Origin of the sequence: Nostoc sp. TCL26-01 (assembly GCF_013393945.1) — a bacterium.
GTDB lineage: Bacteria > Cyanobacteriota > Cyanobacteriia > Cyanobacteriales > Nostocaceae > Trichormus.
The window spans coordinates 5,346,168-5,362,375 of record NZ_CP040297.1; the positions used below are offsets into that span (position 1 = coordinate 5,346,168).

Below are 16,208 nucleotides of genomic sequence, written 5' to 3' on the forward strand. Positions count from 1 at the left end.
TCAAACAGCGCTTGTGGGCGTATTCTACCGCATTCTCAGGGGAGTAGTGAGTGGTGAGTGCTGAGTGAGGGGCAAGGAAGGGAACAAGGGGATAAGAAGAAAATAATTTTGACTATTGACTATTGACTATTGACCAATGACCATTGACCAAAAATTAATGATTCAATAGATATTAGTGAAGTATTGTGGAGAAAGATAAATGTTAGCAGTAATATCTTACATCGGCTTTTTGGCTATTTTCACCGGCATAGCCGTAGGTCTATTATTTGGTCTACGTTCTGCCAAGATTCTGTAATCGGCATAGACTTGATGACTCATTCGTAATTCGTAACTAAAATTTATAATTACGAATTACGAATTATCAATTATGAACCGCCACAGGAGTCGGTCTTTGGGCGGGAGGGCGCATTTCTAAGCCGAGTAGATTGAGCATATCTCTATCAGCATCATAATCTGGACAGGGAGTGGTGACAGTCAGCATCTTGTTATCGTCGCTGGAAAAGATGGAGTTTGCCCCAGCCATGAAACACAAGGCTTGTTCAACTTGCGAAAGTCTTGCCCTACCAGCACTTAAACGCACATCAGATGTTGGCATGAGGATACGTGCAGTCGCAATCATCCGTACAACTTCCCAAATGGGGACTTCCGGCTGATTTTCTAGTGGTGTGCCTGGAACTTGGGAGAGAATGTTAATCGGGACTGATTCTGGGTGGGGATTCAGACTTGATAGTGTTTGCAACATAGATACACGATCATCAACAGTTTCGCCTAAACCGAGAATGCCGCCAGAGCATACAGTAACATTAGTTTGCCGGACATTATCGATAGTATTTAGGCGATCGCCATATGTTCTCGTGGTGATAATGGTACTGTAATAGTCAGATGAAGTATCTAAGTTATGGTTATAAGCATACAGTCCAGCCGCTTCTAAACGTTTGGCTTGGTCTGTTGTCACCATTCCCAATGTACAGCACACTTCTAAACCCATGTCTGTCACATCTTTGACCATTTCCAAAACTTTATCAAATTGAGAATTATCTTTGACTTCCCGCCAAGCCGCCCCCATACAGACGCGACTAATTCCCTTTTGTTTGGCTGTTTGGGCTATGTCAACAACTGTTTGTTTATCTAGGAGTGCTTGCGGTTTCACTTCCGTTTGATAACGAGAAGACTGGGCGCAGTAGCTACAATCTTCTGGACACCCACCGGTTTTAATTGAGATGAGTTTGCATACTTGGATTTGTTTAGGATCATGATATTGCCGATGTGTGCTAGCTGCTTGATAAATCAGCTCTAGCAATGGCATATCATAAATTGCACGGATTTCTGCTGGCTGCCAATTGTAGCGTATTCTTCCTGCCGACATTAAATAGTATCCTTCCTCTGAACTGGATTGATCAACAGCTGTCTTCTAGTTATATTCCCCAAGTACATTTTATGAATATTAAGAGTTCTTTCTTTTAACTATCTAGGAGATCAGGGGATAAGGAGAAAATTATTTATCTTCTTCTCAAATCTTTTCCATCGTCCTCTGTTTCAAATGGTAAGCATGGGAGCTAACCTAGCCACTATGTACTTTTGTTTGAAAAAAAGCAACGTTTCTCCATGCCAATTGTCACGTTTCTCAGACGAGTGAGTTAAAGACTGATCAGTATCTGCTGCTGATGAAACTTTAGAATGAATCCAGTAGGTTAGAGAAAACAGCAATGCAAAGTATTAAGTTACGTTCTCATGTGGGATCTGATGGTGTTTTGCATTTAGAGATACCACTGGGGGTCATAGACAAAGAGATAGAAGTGATGATAATTTATCAGCAATTAGAACCATCAGCAGAGGGAACAACACCGCAAGACTTAGGCTGGCCAAATGGTTTTTTTGAGCAGACATACGGTATTTGCCAGGATGATCCTATTATTGTCGATTCTGAAGGTGATTTTGAGGTAAGGGAAGAAATACTGTGAGGTATTTACTAGATACCAATGTTTGCGCCCGTTATCTTAATGGTAAATCACCAGCAATTAGAGAACGTTTACGCTCCACAAGTTTAGAAGAGATTGCTGTCTGTTCGGTTGTAAAGGGAGAGTTGTTTTACGGCGCGATGAAAAGTAATCATCCCGAAAGGACTTTAGCTCGACAGCAGCAGTTTCTCAACTTGTTTGTTTCTTTGCCATTTAATGATGTTACTGCCCTGACTTACGGTAGAATCCGTGCAGAATTAGCTGCAAGTGGTACTCCCATTGGCCCTAATGATTTACAGATTGCAGCGATCGCTCTTGTGCATAATTTAATATTAGTCACTCACAATACATTTGAGTTTAATCGGGTGAATGGGTTACAAATTGAGGATTGGGAATTGGGAGTTTAAATTTTTATTTAGTACGCAGTCTATATTATACAGGTTTTACTTTGCCCTTTGTTATGAATATGGGATAGAAGATGACCTTCCTATCAACATAAACAGCAGCTTTAAAATAGATTAGTGTATAGACATTCGCTCAACTAGATTATGAAGTCGGAATTACCAATCATTACCAGCGATCGCCTATTATTACGTATTGGTATCAAAGAAGACATACCCCGAATACTTGATTATTTTATTGAAAATAAAGAATATTTAACTCCATTTTACCCTTCTTGGGTTGAGCATTTTTTTACAGCAGAATATTGGCAATATCAATTAGAAAATAATTTTCTAGAATTTATCCACGACCAATCTTTAAAATTATTTATCTTTCCCAGGAAGCAACCAACGGAAATTATTGGCACGATCAATTTTAATAATTTCGTGCGAGGTGCTGCTCATTTTTGTTATGTGGGATATAGTCTAGCTGAAAATGCTCAAGGCAAGGGCTATATGACAGAAGCCTTAAAAGCAGCGATTGATTACGTATTTCAAGAACTCCAATTTCATCGTGTTATGGCAAATTATATGCCACACAATCAACGCAGTGGTAATGTTCTTAAAAGATTAGGTTTTGTCGTTGAAGGTTATGCTAGAGACTACCTATTAATTAATGGCAAATGGCAAGATCATATATTAACAAGTATCACTAATTCTGATTGGGAATTTCCGCATGAAAGGGTGTAGGGGGTTAGGGGTGTAAGGGTATAGGGTTTCAAAACTCGCAGATTGTGTTTGATTGGAGGAATTCCATGAGCCGCCCGTCATTATTAGATCCAAATCGCTCGTATACTTTTAGCAATTACTTTGAATTAGGGTTTGCTGTTGATGATTTAGTAGCTGAGTTTGGTTATTCATTTGAGCGCAAATTTTTGGAATTACCCCAATATTCAGGCTCATTAAACAGACTTGTTGAACTAAAACAACGGATTGAAGAAGTATTACCTTTTGTAGATTTAGAAAACGAAGCTACTCGTCGGGAAATTTTAATTGCGCCGATTGTTACTGATTTAATCCATTATTCCCACGCCAAGTTACGGATAGAATACAGTATTAAAGTTAATCATCAACTTCAAGGTAATTTCGATTACTATCTGCGAACAACGACAAATTTAATTGTGATTGAAGCCAAGCAAGCCGATATAAATAGGGGATTTATACAACTAGCAACTGAGATGATAGCCCTTGATAAATGGACTGATTCTACTCAAGCTGAAATATTAGGAGCAGTAACAACAGGTAATATTTGGCAATTTGGTGTATTAAACAGAAAAAAACAAAGTATTGAGCAAGCAATTAACCTTTATCGAGTGACTGAAGAATTAGAAATTGTTGTCAGAACAATGCTGGCTGCACTGATGAATTAACGAAAAAATCAAGGTTCAAAGCCCTACTAATAGTAGGTGGCTTGGCTTATAGCTTTTCCTAATCTGCTGAAGTACTGAGTACACCGTGAATAAAATTGGGCAATCTCCACGCCCCTCTCTCTTGAAAAGTTGAGCCACTGCTTTGGAGAGGCAGTGCGTTGGGCGGCTTTGCCGACTTGTAGCAACTGCCGTCGGGTTTCCCGGATTATAGCAAGTGGCGTTCCTACGCCGGGAAACCCGGCTTCGAGGAACTTTTCGCTGCGTTTTCCTCTGCGTTTAAAAAGATTGATTCTGTACCTCACCTAACTGGGAAACGCTATAATTACGAACTACGAATTATTTTTTACTCTGGTCTGAGGTCGTTAGATAATTCTACAATGCCCCTAGAACCGTCAATTCTTACTCGTTGACCATCTTGGAGAATCCAGGTAGCGCCTTTGACATCCATGACGGCGGGAATTCCGTATTCTCGCGCAACGATCGCACCGTGAGAAAGTCGCCCTCCAGCTTCAGCTACTAATCCGCCAGCCCTGACTAATAAGGGGGCCCAACCGGAATCTGTATAAGGGACGACGAGAATTGTATCTTTGTCTATTTCTGGCAAGTTTTGTAAATTTCGTACTACTTTGATGCGTCCTTCGGCTTGTCCGTGACTGGCGGGAATACCCTGCAATATCTGGTCAGAATAATTACCAACAGCGTCGGCGGGATGGGGGGGGATATTGCCGTAAACTACTAGGGGGACTTGTTCAATTTGACTGTCTTGTTGGAACTGCGATCGCCTAAATTTGATTTTTTCTTGTAAGTTGCCACTCAATTCTCTACTAGCATCAGCGACTAAATGCCGCAATTCTTCCAACTCCAGAAAAAAGATATCTCCGGTTTGTTTAAGTAAGCCATTTTTGAGAAAAACTTGTTCTAAAGCCACAAAATTCCATCTTAATTCGGCTAATAACCGGGAATAAACTTCTGTCACTCGTCCTTTAATATCTACACGTCGTTGGACAACTCCGCGCTTGCGTTTACGTGATGTACCATTTTTACTCAGTTCTAAATCTGTTTTTTCTGGTTCACTCAGTTGAATCAACTGGACGAATAATTGCTTGATGGGTTGGGGATCTTCTTTCCAGGTGGGAATAGCAATATTCGTACCCACGTCGCTTAAATAACCGTAATCTTGTAATAACTCAGAAAATTCGTAGAGAATTTTTTCTCCTTCTGGGGTTTGCGTTAATTTATCAAATACTTGTTCTGGTTCGCATTCTGGTAATACTTGTTTAGCATCTGAGGCTAAAGCCCTGAGTGAACGTAAAGCGGCGACTTCTGGGGTGATGCTATTATCAATCTGCTCGTCTTTTACCCGGAATAGGGCTTGTCTAATGGCAGCGCTCAAGGGAGCTAAAATACTGTAGTAAGTACCACGACGCATTAATTCTAGATTGAAGTCAATTCTGGTGAAGAGTTCGTCGGGTTCTAACTCATCTGTCGCTGCATTGGCTAATTGTGACAATCCGGGAATAAATACTTTTTGGTAATCTTGTTTAAAATCTTTCTCTAAATTGAGTTCTTGCTGGAGTAACTTCCACAGTCCTGGGAGATTTTGCCAGGTTGACTGCAACGGTGGTTTACTGATTTTTGCACCTCTAGTCAAAAACTCTAGACTTTCTGGTGGTAATCCCATCCTCAGAAAAATCTCTCCTAAGAGGGAGGCATTAAAATAAGCTCTAGAGTAGTGCAGAGTTGCTGTCTCTGTAAAATCTAATCCAATGGCGCGATCGCCTAAAACTATACTGAAAATATCACCCCAAACGCCACAAGTTAAGGGACGATTAATCGACCATGTTAAGGGATGAACGACACCGGGAATAACTTCTGCGGCAATTTTCCTTGTCCAAATTGGCAGTAAAGTAGTGATGGGTCGAGCTTGCAATAACCACAGGGTTTGACCGTCGTAACTCCACTCAATATCTTGAGGAACACCCAGGTAACGCTTTTCCATCCGCCGGGCTAGGTATGCTACCTGTTTAATTAACGCCTGGGGGACTCGCCCTGTCCCCTCCAATTTCACCGATGAGAGATTATCTGACTCCACCACAAAAGCGCGGTATTGTTCTGGTGTGACTCTACCGGAAACAACTTGCGTCGGGCTACCGGGTAAAGCTTCGATAATTACTGCATCCCCTTGCTGAGTGATGGGATCACGACTAAAAGCAACTCCAGAGTAGGCACTTTGGACTTGTTGTTGAATTAGGACAGCCATCGCCGCATCTGGTAAAGAGCGATCGCGGCGATACTGAATGGCAGCTGGATAATTGTATGATTCTCTAACTTGGACAATGGCTTGTTTTAATTGCTCATGGCTGGTGACTTGCAAAATTGTCAAGTATTGCCCAGCCGCAGAAGCTTGTTCCGAATCTTCCCCAATAGCCGAAGAACGCACCACCAAAGGTGATAAATCTGACGGTTGGAGAAAATCTAACAATTTTTCTGGTTCATCTCCAGGGACAAGTACCCAACCCTTTGGCACTTGATAGCCCCAACGCTTGATTTGTGATAATGTCGCCGCCTTTTGTCCGACAATTGCCCCATCTAACTCATCATCTAAGGTGAGGATAGCGCGATCGCCCCGTAAATATTCAAATACAGCTTGTGACTCTGAATCTACCTCTTGTGTAGACAAATTCATATCATCGGGAATGCGCTTGTAAATCCACCACAGCAGCCCGGCTAGGGCGACAGCCGCAATTATCCTGGGAAAATCTTCTGCATGGAGGAGTATGACAAATAAAGGGAACACGAATAAAACCCCATACTTGACTAAATTTCTCGAACGCAAAAGGGTGAAGTTGATAATGGCGAGTAGCCCGACAAATATGGCTACCAGTGGATCATGAACAAACAATCCCCAGACAACATTGGTTGTCCCTGCCCCTCTAGCGATTAAGTACCTACCTAATACTAAAGCAATCAGGGCTAGTAATTCCCAAAAAGAACCCTCTGGAAAAAAAGCACGGGCAATAGACACAGCGCCTATTCCCTTGAGGGCTTCTGACAAAACTGCCAAAATCCCAGCCAGTGTGCCACCGTGATAAAAAGCAGCAGAAACACTGACATTCCTTGTGCCAATTTGAGCTAAATGCCTTCCCTTGAGAGCGTACGTAATCCAAGCAATTAACGGTAACGCACCCAAGAGAGGGCAAACGATGAATATAACTAACGCACCCCAAAGTTCTCTCATTCTGGATTTTTGATTTGAGATTTATCTTCCGCTTAAAATCTCAAATCTTCAACTCTAAAGTTTTTCCGTAATTTTTTGATAAGTTGTGAGGGTGATTTGGTGATTTGCAGGCAGGACATCAGGTTGTCAGGGAAATTTTTAGCTGATGTCCTCTAAAACTGCGATCGCTCAGTTTAGAGCATAAGCAGCTTGCAGCGCCCAAATAATCAGAGCTGCGATTGAACCTAACAGTAGCACGGTAGAGATAGTGACTACTCTAGGAGAATCAGCTCCTTGAAATTTCATGATTCCTCTATTTAAGTCGGACATAATTCCATAAATCCTCCATTTGTCCGTTTTGATTTTAGTCTTTCTATTCGCATATCAGGTGACATTACTCATAATATTTTGTTTAAGCTTTGCAACATTTTGCCTCATAATTCTAGTTTATTCCTTGAGATAGATAGTTGGGTTTTATACTGAAAGTTATTCTCCTGGGCGATTAGAAATCGCGTCTACACAGACGAAACCCACCTCCGTGGGTTGGAAATCTTGATTTTATATTAGTCTGCGGAGGCAGACTTTGCCTGTGTAGTAGCGAATTATATTCGCCCCATACTTTTCAAACATCCTCTTATTGATGCTCTTATAAAACTTATGTCTAAAATTGTCTCCCTTTTATTCAGGTGCTGGCAATTCCTAGTAAGGGTTAAGTTCTCTCCTATCTGCTTTTTAATCACGGTACTTATCTTGGTTAATTTATCTCCTCTAGCCAAGGCAGGATTACGTACTCGTTGTAATGAACCCCACCCAGAATTCCCTGGTATTCTCAGCATCTCTACTAGTAAAGTTGTCCAAGAGGCAATGGATTTAGACTGGCAAGCTGGACTCAAAGACCAGTTGGAACGAGGACGCTGGATTCAATGGAATAAGCAAACTGGTGCATATTCAGTTACCCCGGTGAAAGTTGGAGATAGTAGTACTGGTGATAAGGAGGTTGATATTGGTACTCCACCACCTGATACTGATACTGTTTTTACCGTCGGGATGTATCACACTCATCCCCCTAATCCCAAGTATCCCGATATCGGCCCCAGCAAGCCAGATAAAACTAAAGCTAATCTGCAACGAATTCCCAGTTTAGTTCGTGATAGTGATCCCAGTACTCCAGATCCCAATGATTATGATACTTATGTAGTTGGGCCAGGACAAGCTTGTGAACCGGAAGATCCCAAAGATGACGATCGCTCAGTTAAACTTCCCAAACAAATTTTTCAACCCAACAATCAGGGTGCGGGTAACGGTGCAGGTAACGGCTCTAACGGCAATGGCGATAATAATGATAACAATGCCGATGGGGGTAATAATGGCTCTGGTAACTCTGCTGATGGCGGTTCTAAAGGCACAGGAAGCAGCTACGGCGATCCCCACATAGTTACATTAGATGGTTTTCGTTATAGTTTCCAGACGGTAGGCGAGTTTCTTTTAGCAAAATCCGATGAAAAATTTATGGTGCAAACTCGCCAAGCTCCTGTGCCAAAACGCGAACTCAGCTTAAATACGGCAGTTGCTGCTAAAATTGGTAGCGATCGCGTGGGTTATTATGCCCAACTTGCTGGTAAATCGCCCCTCTTGCGGGTGAATGGTGAAGTGGTGACGCTCCAAGATGAGACAGTAAAACTACCCGATGGTGGGTTACTGCAAAAACAAGGGACAGAATACACCATTGAAAGTTCGCGCGGTGAGCAAGTGGTGATTCGGCCAATTGAAGTGGCTGGCTTATCGTTCGTCAATGTTACCGTCACAGTTCCCCGTAACTATCAAAATAAAATGACAGGATTGTTAGGAGACTTTGACAGTAATGCTAAAAATGATTTAAAAACTCGTGGTGGTAAACTTCTGCCCAGTGAATCTAGCTATAGCACAGTCGGACGAGCGCTAACGAATTTCTTACCTACACCCATTCCCATAGACGAGATTGAGAAGAGTTTCCTCGACAAACTACACCGAGATTTTGGTGATAGCTGGCGCATCCGCCAAGATGACTCACTATTTGACTACGAAAAAGGTCAGTCAACAACCACTTTTACAGATCGCAGTTTTCCTAAACGCTATCACAATCTAGGTTCATTGCTACCTAACCAAATTCGCCAAGCTGAGACAGTCTGTCGCCAAGCTGGTGTTAGCACTTTTATGTTGGATGGTTGCATTTTAGATGTGGGGTTTACTGGTGAAGCTGGATTTGCCGAAGGTATGGTAAATGTACTGACTCAGAAAGTTGTAGATAGAGCTGTTAATCGGGTGTTGGATGAAGTACGATCGCGTGTAAATATTCCCCTACCAATCAAGATTCCCGGCTTTCCTTTTTAGTCAAGAGAACTTCTAGAAGTGTAGGGTGTGTTATGCCGTAGGCTAACGCACCTTAAATATTGGTTGTGCGCTGCGCTACGAATTACGAATCACGCATTATTGGAGTTATTTACAGGTGAAATTAGTATTAATAATTATTTTCGTGGTGTTTATCGCGTTGGTGGCAATAGAAATAGGATTGCGATCGCTTTTTGGTTTCGGTAATCCCTTAGTTTATCTTGCTGATCAGCAAATCGGTTATTTGTTGGCTCCTCATCAGCGTACTAGGCGTTTTGGCAATCGGATAGAAATTAATGAGTATTCCATGCGGAGTGGCAATATTTCTCAGATACCTGTACCCAACACCTTACGAGTACTAATTTTAGGAGATTCTATCGCTAACGGTGGTTGGTGGACTGATCAACCTCACACGATTTCTAGTTTAATGACGGTGGCTCTGACATCAGCAAAGTCTGACAATTATCAACAAGTAGAAGTGTTAAATGCTTCGGCAAACTCTTGGGGGCCCAGAAACGAATTAGCTTATTTACAGCGATTTGGTGATTTCCATGCTCAAGCCATTGTCCTACTGATTAATACTGATGATTTATTTGCGACTGCACCGACATCTTTACCCGTAGGACGCGATCGCAATTATCCAGCCCAAAAACCACCTCTAGCATTAATTGAAGTCTGGCAGCGTTATCTGAAAAAACCCCAGCCAATTCCTGAATTAACACTACTACAAAAAGAAGCAGGCGATCGCGTCGGCATTAATCTAGCAGCCATTGCGAAAATTCAGGAGTTAACCCGCCAAAATCACCGTCATTTTCTCCTAGTTATGACTCCTTTGCTGCGAGAACTAGGCGAACCAGGCCCCCGTGATTACGAAATTATCGCCCGTCAGCGTCTTCAAGACTTTACCCAAGCACAGCAAATTACCTATATAGATTTTTTGCCCATATTCAATTCTCAAACTAACCCCGGAGCTATGTATCAAGACCATATTCACCTCAATTTACAAGGCAATCAGTTAGTCAGTCAAATCATTGAGCGATCGCTTCGACAATTATTAGATATCCAGTAATCACAGAATTACTGCTTTATAAGTTTTACTTATAAGCACGTTGATGAGAAATGATTGCGAGTTTATTACAAAAGCGTTATATTTCTTAATATAAAGATACACAAATAAACTAAACCCTTTACATCACCCAACACACATCGTTTGGTGAAGAATTGGGAAAAAATCAGTTTAAGGTTGTAGTTTCTAGCCCGTAAAGATTCGGAAGGCAGGCTATATGGATGCTGATCAGCTTCTCAAACGCTATAGTGCAGGAGAGAGAAATTTCACTCAAATAAGCCTGTACTCAGTTAACTTGAGAGAGGTATGTCTAGCGGGAAGCATTTTAGACAGAGCAAACTTAGCTAGTGCAAATCTATCTCAGTCAAATTTACGTGGGTGCAACTTAGTAGAGGCGAATTTGACAGCCGCCTTACTTTGGAGAACTGACTTAAGCGGTTCTAACTTGATTTTGACAAAATTGAAATCAGCTAATCTAATTCGAGCTACATTAAAAGATGTAGATTTGCACAAAGCCAACCTCCAAAAAGCAGATTTGCGCTTAACAGACTTGCGTAATGCCGATCTCACAGGAGCAGACTTAATGGGAGCAGATTTAAGTTATGCTGACCTAACTGGCGCTTTTTTGTCAGGGGCAAATTTAGATGGGGCAAATCTCACAGGAGCAAATTTAAGTAGCACAGACTTAAGTTACGCCAGTCTTAGCAAGACTATCATCTTCAAAACAGATTTAAGTGGAGTTGATTTTACTAAAGTAGATTTGAGAACTATAGATGGAGAATACTTAGTAGAAAATATGCTGGTTTCCTAGAACCTATTCTCATGAGTCATATTTACCATTTTCTAGCTTAACATCCTCATTTCCGGTGATAAACTCCTCAGTGTCTTAGTGTCTCTGTGGTAGAAAAATCAATTTACTTAACCATTAGCACTACTACCGATAATTAGTGTCTATTGCCAGCATTGCTAGAACGAATGATTAAATAACTAATTGAAAGTGCTAGAACAGCTATTCCTAAACCTATTATGTCTATACCTTGGACTTTTTCTAAGTCTAAAATGATGATTTTTCTAGCTACAGCTATCAGAGAAGTGACAATCACTAACTCAACTTGGAAAACGTGTCTCTTGAGATAAGCTGTAATATTTTCTAGAATTTCTAAAGCAATCAAAATATTTAAAAACAGACCAAAAACTTTAAATAATGTTGTGTTTATCTTACCATAAGGTACAGTAAAGACTTCTTTGACAATAAAAATACCCAAATCTATAATTGCCACCAAAATTACGGCAACCATAAAAATAGACAGCACCTTAGAGACAAGAACCTCTACATTTTCAATAGCGTGCATGAAGTTTTCATCTTTGGTAAATCCAAAAAGCTGCCTCATTAGTTTTCTCATTGGTATCACCCCAGATGTAAATAAGATGAAAAACTGAAATGTCAATAAAAAATCCTTCAGATAAATCTAAAGGATGAAAATAACTATACTAACTATTGAGTATCATCTATTGATGAAATTAGTGATGATTAATTCCTTGTTTAAGGATATATCTAGCTGCTTACAATTGTGAAGACTGGAGCTGATAATTTTTCGTCGGAGTTTCGATACCAATCGGTATTAGTTGTACTGCACAGGCTTTTAACTCTGGTTGCAGGGAATCTGGACAAGATTCAGGATGAGTGAGGGCATTGGCTTCAGCATCATCTGCCCATAGTGTACCCCAGTGCATCGGCACAAAAACTGTGCCAGGTGCGATCGCCTTTGTCACCTTTGTGGGAAACTTAGCTTTACCTCGACGCGATCGCACTTCTACCATTTGATGATCACTAATTCCTAACTTAGCCGCATCACGGGGATGTATTTCGATAAATGGTTCTGGGTGCATCGTGCGGATTTTTTCAATGCGACCTGTCCGTGTTTGTGTATGCCAATGGCCATATAATCGTCCAGTTGTCAAGACAAAAGGATAATTAGGATCTGGTGGTTCAGCTAAACCCTTAGAATAATAAGCCCCAAACCTAGCGCGACCGTCAGTAGTCGGGAAACGTAAATCAGTGTAAAGTCTTTTTGAGTGCTGGGTGCTGGGTGCTGGGTGTGGCCATTGGGTGGGGCCTTGAGTGCGTAATTGTTCGTGACTGATACCAGTCATGTCGCAGGGACGACCCCTGGTTAGTTGAGTAAATTCGGCGTAAACTTGGGCTGAGTTTTTAAAAGCAAACTCGTTGACAAAACCTAAGCGTCGTCCCACCTCCGCAAAGATTTCCCAATCAGCTTTGGCTTCGCGGGGTGGTTCACGGAACGCTTGACACAAAGTCACTCGCCGTTCCGAGTTGGTCATGATACCAGTTTTCTCACCCCATTGGGCAGCCGGTAACAGGACATGAGCGTAGGCAGCAGTTTCTGTAGGATAGTAAGCATCTTGGTAAATTGTAAAAGGCGATCGCAATAATGCTTGTTTCGTCCGTTCCAAATCTGGCATACTCACAGCTGGGTTGGTAGCTGCAATCCACAACACACCTACATTGTCATTTTCCAAAGCCATGATCATTTCCCACACACTCAAACCGGGATGGGGGGAAATTTGCCCAGGCGGTAATCCCCACAATTCTTCTACTTCTGCACGGTGCTGGGGATTTTTCAGCAAGCGATAGCCGGGTAACAAATGAGATAAACCTCCCGCTTCTCGTCCTCCCATCGCATTGGGTTGACCGGTGAGTGAGAAAGGCCCTGCACCTGGTTGACCGATTTGTCCTGTCATCAGGTGAAGATTTATAATTGTTCTGACCTTGGCTGTCCCTTCACTCGATTGATTGACACCCATTGACCACAATGACAAAACGTGCTTTGATTCACCCCAATAACGAGCTGCGGTTTCCAAATCGGCAACACTAATGCCACATTGACATGCGACAACATCCGGCGGGTAGTGGCGAATGACTTCAGCGTAGGCAGAAAAGTTGCTGGTACAGTCATCGATGAAACCTGTATCGATTAAATTCCAACGCATTAATAAATGAGCGATACCATTTAACAGGTCGATATCTGTACCAGGACGAATTGCTAAATGTAAATCAGCAGCTTCGGCGGTGGGTGTGCGCCGAGGATCGACGACAATCATTTTTACCTTGCGGTTTTTTCTGTGGTACTTTTCTAGTCGGTTAAAAATGATGGGGTGACATTCGGCTGTGTTTGTGCCAATTAAAAATGCACAGTCAGTTAACTCCAAATCTTCATAGCAGCAGGGAGGGCCGTCAGCACCAAAACTTTGAATGTATCCAGCCACAGCACTAGACATACACAAGCGAGAGTTGGCATCAAAATTATTACTACCCAAACAACCCTTCATCAGTTTTTGAGCGATGTAATAGTCCTCAGTTTGAAACTGCCCAGAACCATACATACAGATAGCTTCCGGCCCTTGAGTCGCACGGACATTTTGAATGCGATCGCTAATAATACCAAAAACTTCGTCCCAACTAACCCGGCGGAACTCTTGATCTAAAGAATTCCGCACCATTGGGTAATGCAATCTATTTTTATCCAAAGATTCAGCGATCGTTGCACCTTTAACACATACCATCCCCTGACTTGATGGATGAGCTTTATCACCCCGTACTCGCCAAATGGGATTGCCTTTGCTATCTCGATTAGTGGCTTTATTAGCTTGGGCTGGTGGTGAAACTTCTAGTCCACAACCAACACCACAGTAAGGACAAAGAGTTTTAGTAAATTCACTCATGATAATTCGTAATACCCTACGGGAAGCAAGCTACGTAATTCGTAATTCGTAATTTAGAGAATATATTTTTTATTATTAAGGTAGAGTGTGTTACGGCTGTGCAAAAATTTGGGAGTTTGAGAGAGTAAGAATGAGCCGTAACGCACCATGTTTCTCGGTGCGTTAGAGGGTGTTTGAAAAGTTTCAGTAGGTATAAAAATGTCATTCTGACTGGAGCGGAGCGTAAGGAAGAATCTAGGTTTTGTGGAACATACCGAGATGTTTCATTCCGCTACGCTGCATTCAACATGACAAAGAAACAGACTTTTCAAACGTCCTCTTAAGATCCATACTAGGTTTTTGAGATCCTTGTTGGGTTGCGCTGTGCTTAACCCAACCTACACCTAATGACTAATGACTAATGACTATTTACTTAATCTTCTACTATGAGATTAGATTGTGCTAGAGAATTTTCGGGTAATTCAACTTCATCACCACCAGCAAATGAGCCTTGGGGTTCTTTGAGGAAGAAGGCGCACATTGAGGCACAAATTAAAGCAGCTATCCCCATTGTGGTGAAGAGAGTAGGTGCATCAGTCAGGCTAAAAATTGTCAGATAAACTACGCCGCCAAAATTGCCATAAGCGCCCACATTACCAGCGATTTGTCCTGTTGCTTCTTTTTTAATTAGGGGGACAATTCCATAGGTTGCACCACAACCAGCTTGAGCGAAATAAGCAGCGAACATTGTCACAGCGATCGCTAGTGGAATCGGCCAGTTACTATTAATAAAATGTGCTGATAAATAACCGACACCAATCCCCGCACTAATAATTGTCATTGTCCATTTACGGGAATTAAATTTATCAGAAATTAAGCCACCACTAGGACGAGAAAATAAGTTGAGAAAAGGATAAGTAGCGGCAATCATGCCAGCGATAACGTGTTCTAAAGCAAAGGTTTTTTCAAAGAATGCCGGCAGCATAGAAACAACTGCCAATTCACTACCAAAGTTAGTCACGTAGGTAAATTCCAGTAACGCAACTTGACTAAATTGGTAGCGTTGAGATGCTGGGTAAGTTTTCTGGCCTGTGAGTAATTCTTGGTTGACTTGATAAGCTTTGTAGGATTGGTAAGCAAACAATCCCACTAAGAGAAACCAGACCAAATACATCTGGCTAACTGTTAAAAAATGAATGTTTTTTTGTGCCAAACGCCAAGCTAATAAACCGAGAGCAAATATCAAACCAAAATTGGAGAGAATCATTGCCCAAAAACTTTTTACACTCGTGACTTCCAAAGCACCATTTTTCTTTGGTCGTTTGTAGGTTTTGCCAGAAGGTGTATCTTGGACGCTATTGTAATAGATTACGCCATAGATAGCAGCAACGATTCCCGTGAGAGCGATCGCCAACCGCCAATTAGAACCACCACCAGCCAAAAAGCCTGTAGCAACCGCAATCATCGGTAGGGCAAACTCTGCACCAAATGCACCGAAGTTTCCCCAACCACCATAAATCCCTTGGGCAATTCCCATCTCTTTCGGGGGAAACCACTCAGCCACCATGCGGATACCCACAACGAAGCCAGAACCAACAATCCCCATCAACAAGCGACTAATCACAAGTTGGTTAAAATCTTGCGCTAAGGCTGTCGCTAAACAAGGAACTGCGGCAAACATCAGCAACATCGAATAGGTGATTCTAGGGCCAAATTTATCCAGCAGCATCCCAATAATTAACCGCGCCGGAATTGTCAAGGCAAGGTTACAAATTGCTACAGTTTTAATTTGCTCAGGCGCAAGCTGTAATTGTTTACCGATGGTGGTGGCAAAGGGTGCAAAATTAAACCAACAGACAAAGGTCAGAAAGAAAGCGAACCAAGTCTGATGTAAGATGCGATATCGATCCCTGATGGAAAATAAATTTTTCAGCATTATTTTTTTGGGAATTGGTCATTGGTCAATAGTCAATAGTCAATAGTCAATAGTCAATGGTCAATAGTCATTAGCATTTCTTCTTCTCTCCTGCACCCCTACCAAATCAGTTACTAGTTAATAAACGCTCA

General features: G+C 41.8%; 14 protein-coding genes. 8 read left to right on the plus strand and 6 right to left on the minus strand.

The genetic code is table 11. The features are described from left to right. The first annotated feature begins 199 nt into the window (after positions 1-199). A complete protein-coding gene (gene petL / locus FD725_RS23105) occupies positions 200-295 on the plus strand; it encodes a cytochrome b6-f complex subunit PetL (protein ID WP_179050311.1) in 96 nt (31 codons plus the stop codon). Between the two features lie 66 nt (positions 296-361). On the opposite strand, the gene bioB is transcribed toward petL, so the two are convergent. After that, a complete protein-coding gene (bioB, locus tag FD725_RS23110; protein ID WP_179050312.1) occupies positions 362-1,366 on the minus strand; it encodes a biotin synthase BioB in 1,005 nt (334 codons plus the stop codon). Positions 1,367-1,706: 340 nt separating this feature from the next. Between bioB and FD725_RS23115 the strand changes: the two genes are divergently transcribed. From FD725_RS23115 to FD725_RS23130, 4 genes are all read left to right on the plus strand, one after another. Continuing rightward, positions 1,707-1,961, plus strand: coding sequence for a hypothetical protein (locus FD725_RS23115; RefSeq protein ID WP_179050313.1), 255 nt, complete (start codon positions 1,707-1,709; stop codon positions 1,959-1,961). Then, the gene (locus tag FD725_RS23120) at positions 1,958-2,365 is read left to right on the plus strand and encodes a type II toxin-antitoxin system VapC family toxin (protein WP_179050314.1); all 408 of its coding nucleotides are present in this window, start codon (positions 1,958-1,960) and stop codon (positions 2,363-2,365) included. Before FD725_RS23115 ends, FD725_RS23120 begins: the two co-directional genes overlap by 4 nt. Before the next feature lie 141 nt (positions 2,366-2,506). Beyond that, on the plus strand, positions 2,507-3,088 hold the full coding sequence (gene rimJ / locus FD725_RS23125) for a ribosomal protein S5-alanine N-acetyltransferase (RefSeq protein ID WP_179050315.1): 582 nt from the start codon (positions 2,507-2,509) through the stop codon (positions 3,086-3,088). 65 nt (positions 3,089-3,153) lie between these two features. Further along, the gene (locus tag FD725_RS23130; protein WP_179050316.1) at positions 3,154-3,768 is read left to right on the plus strand and encodes a hypothetical protein; all 615 of its coding nucleotides are present in this window, start codon (positions 3,154-3,156) and stop codon (positions 3,766-3,768) included. Positions 3,769-4,111: 343 nt separating this feature from the next. On the opposite strand, the gene FD725_RS23135 is transcribed toward FD725_RS23130, so the two are convergent. Together FD725_RS23135 and FD725_RS23140 are read right to left on the minus strand one after the other, a co-directional pair. Then, the gene (locus FD725_RS23135; protein ID WP_179050317.1) at positions 4,112-7,006 is read right to left on the minus strand and encodes a glycerol-3-phosphate acyltransferase; all 2,895 of its coding nucleotides are present in this window, start codon (positions 7,004-7,006) and stop codon (positions 4,112-4,114) included. Positions 7,007-7,174: 168 nt separating this feature from the next. Continuing rightward, the gene (locus FD725_RS23140; RefSeq protein ID WP_179046229.1) at positions 7,175-7,291 is read right to left on the minus strand and encodes an RNA polymerase subunit sigma; all 117 of its coding nucleotides are present in this window, start codon (positions 7,289-7,291) and stop codon (positions 7,175-7,177) included. Between the two features lie 444 nt (positions 7,292-7,735). Between FD725_RS23140 and FD725_RS23145 the strand changes: the two genes are divergently transcribed. From FD725_RS23145 to FD725_RS23155, 3 genes are all read left to right on the plus strand, one after another. Continuing rightward, positions 7,736-9,355 carry a VWD domain-containing protein gene (locus FD725_RS23145; protein WP_179050318.1) on the plus strand — a complete coding sequence of 540 codons (1,620 nt, stop codon included), beginning with the start codon at positions 7,736-7,738 and terminating at the stop codon, positions 9,353-9,355. A gap of 115 nt (positions 9,356-9,470) precedes the next feature. Then, entirely contained in the window at positions 9,471-10,421 is a 951-nt protein-coding gene (locus FD725_RS23150) for an SGNH/GDSL hydrolase family protein (protein WP_179050319.1), read from the plus strand. A gap of 214 nt (positions 10,422-10,635) precedes the next feature. Beyond that, positions 10,636-11,229: a pentapeptide repeat-containing protein gene (locus tag FD725_RS23155; protein WP_179050320.1), complete on the plus strand. Its 594-nt coding sequence runs from the start codon at positions 10,636-10,638 to the stop codon at positions 11,227-11,229. 133 nt (positions 11,230-11,362) lie between these two features. On the opposite strand, the gene FD725_RS23160 is transcribed toward FD725_RS23155, so the two are convergent. The 3 genes from FD725_RS23160 to FD725_RS23170 all read right to left on the minus strand — a co-directional run bounded on the left by FD725_RS23160 (position 11,363) and on the right by FD725_RS23170 (position 16,077). Continuing rightward, positions 11,363-11,821 (minus strand): phosphate-starvation-inducible PsiE family protein, encoded by a 459-nt coding sequence (locus FD725_RS23160; RefSeq protein ID WP_179050321.1) that lies wholly within the window; start codon positions 11,819-11,821, stop codon positions 11,363-11,365. A gap of 160 nt (positions 11,822-11,981) precedes the next feature. Next, positions 11,982-14,162, minus strand: coding sequence for a molybdopterin oxidoreductase family protein (locus tag FD725_RS23165; RefSeq protein ID WP_179050322.1), 2,181 nt, complete (start codon positions 14,160-14,162; stop codon positions 11,982-11,984). A gap of 412 nt (positions 14,163-14,574) precedes the next feature. After that, complete coding sequence (locus FD725_RS23170) at positions 14,575-16,077, minus strand: NarK family nitrate/nitrite MFS transporter (protein ID WP_179050323.1); 1,503 nt, start codon at positions 16,075-16,077, stop codon at positions 14,575-14,577. Positions 16,078-16,208: the final 131 nt, after the last annotated feature.

Excerpts from the sequence above, each read along its gene's own strand:
- FD725_RS23160 (WP_179050321.1), bottom strand. The coding sequence starts at position 11,821 with ATGAGAAAACTAATGAGGCAGCTTTTTGGATTTACCAAAGATGAAAAC.
- rimJ (WP_179050315.1), top strand. The coding sequence starts at position 2,507 with ATGAAGTCGGAATTACCAATCATTACCAGCGATCGCCTATTATTACGT.
- FD725_RS23130 (WP_179050316.1), top strand. The coding sequence starts at position 3,154 with ATGAGCCGCCCGTCATTATTAGATCCAAATCGCTCGTATACTTTTAGC.
- bioB (WP_179050312.1), bottom strand. The coding sequence starts at position 1,366 with ATGTCGGCAGGAAGAATACGCTACAATTGGCAGCCAGCAGAAATCCGT.
- FD725_RS23165 (WP_179050322.1), bottom strand. The coding sequence starts at position 14,162 with ATGAGTGAATTTACTAAAACTCTTTGTCCTTACTGTGGTGTTGGTTGT.
- FD725_RS23135 (WP_179050317.1), bottom strand. The coding sequence starts at position 7,006 with ATGAGAGAACTTTGGGGTGCGTTAGTTATATTCATCGTTTGCCCTCTC.
- FD725_RS23170 (WP_179050323.1), bottom strand. The coding sequence starts at position 16,077 with ATGCTGAAAAATTTATTTTCCATCAGGGATCGATATCGCATCTTACAT.
- FD725_RS23140 (WP_179046229.1), bottom strand. The coding sequence starts at position 7,291 with ATGAAATTTCAAGGAGCTGATTCTCCTAGAGTAGTCACTATCTCTACC.
- FD725_RS23155 (WP_179050320.1), top strand. The coding sequence starts at position 10,636 with ATGGATGCTGATCAGCTTCTCAAACGCTATAGTGCAGGAGAGAGAAAT.
- petL (WP_179050311.1), top strand. The coding sequence starts at position 200 with ATGTTAGCAGTAATATCTTACATCGGCTTTTTGGCTATTTTCACCGGC.
- FD725_RS23115 (WP_179050313.1), top strand. The coding sequence starts at position 1,707 with ATGCAAAGTATTAAGTTACGTTCTCATGTGGGATCTGATGGTGTTTTG.